This is a genomic window from Rosenbergiella epipactidis, assembly GCF_018494055.1.
GTDB lineage: Bacteria > Pseudomonadota > Gammaproteobacteria > Enterobacterales > Enterobacteriaceae > Rosenbergiella > Rosenbergiella epipactidis.
In genome coordinates, this window is the sequence record NZ_JABBFQ010000017.1 from 1 (window position 1) to 1302 (window position 1302).

1 rRNA gene is annotated in these 1302 nt (G+C 52.3%); it reads left to right on the forward strand.

Annotated elements, in window-relative coordinates:
- Positions 1-1302: ribosomal RNA gene (locus tag HGT71_RS15595) — 23S ribosomal RNA — on the forward strand; the annotation flags it as partial.

Genomic DNA, 1302 nt, shown 5'->3' on the forward strand with positions numbered 1-1302 from the left:
TCATCTTCGGGGGTAGAGCACTGTTTCGGCTAGGGGGCCATCCCGGCTTACCAACCCGATGCAAACTACGAATACCGAAGAATGTTATCACGGGAGACACACGGCGGGTGCTAACGTCCGTCGTGAAGAGGGAAACAACCCAGACCGCCAGCTAAGGTCCCAAAGTCATAGTTAAGTGGGAAACGATGTGGGAAGGCCCAGACAGCCAGGATGTTGGCTTAGAAGCAGCCATCATTTAAAGAAAGCGTAATAGCTCACTGGTCGAGTCGGCCTGCGCGGAAGATGTAACGGGGCTAAACTATGCACCGAAGCTGCGGCAGCGACACTATGTGTTGTTGGGTAGGGGAGCGTTCTGTAAGCCGTTGAAGGTGGACTGTGAGGTCTGCTGGAGGTATCAGAAGTGCGAATGCTGACATAAGTAACGATAAAGCGGGTGAAAAACCCGCTCGCCGGAAGATCAAGGGTTCCTGTCCAACGTTAATCGGGGCAGGGTGAGTCGACCCCTAAGGCGAGGCTGAAAAGCGTAGTCGATGGGAAACAGGTTAATATTCCTGTACTGGGTGTTACTGCGAAGGGGGGACGGAGAAGGCTAGGTTATCCGGGCGACGGTTGTCCCGGTTTAAGCGAGTAGGCTGATAGTTTTGGTAAATCCGGACTATCTTAAGGCTGAGACGTGATGACGAGGTTCTACGGAACTGAAGTAATTGATGCCATGCTTCCAGGAAAAGCCTCTAAGCTCTAGGTAACATTGAATCGTACCCCAAACCGACACAGGTGATCAGGTAGAGAATACCAAGGCGCTTGAGAGAACTCGGGTGAAGGAACTAGGCAAAATGGTGCCGTAACTTCGGGAGAAGGCACGCTGGCGCGTAGGTGAAGCGACAAGCTCGCGGAGCTGAAGCCAGTCGAAGATACCAGCTGGCTGCAACTGTTTATTAAAAACACAGCACTGTGCAAACACGAAAGTGGACGTATACGGTGTGACGCCTGCCCGGTGCTGGAAGGTTAATTGATGGGGTTATCCGTAAGGAGAAGCTCTTGATCGAAGCCCCAGTAAACGGCGGCCGTAACTATAACGGTCCTAAGGTAGCGAAATTCCTTGTCGGGTAAGTTCCGACCTGCACGAATGGCGTAATGATGGCCAGGCTGTCTCCACCCGAGACTCAGTGAAATTGAAATCGCTGTGAAGATGCAGTGTACCCGCGGCAAGACGGAAAGACCCCGTGAACCTTTACTATAGCTTGACACTGAACATTGAGCCTTGATGTGTAGGATAGGTGGGAGGCTTTGAAGTGTGGACGC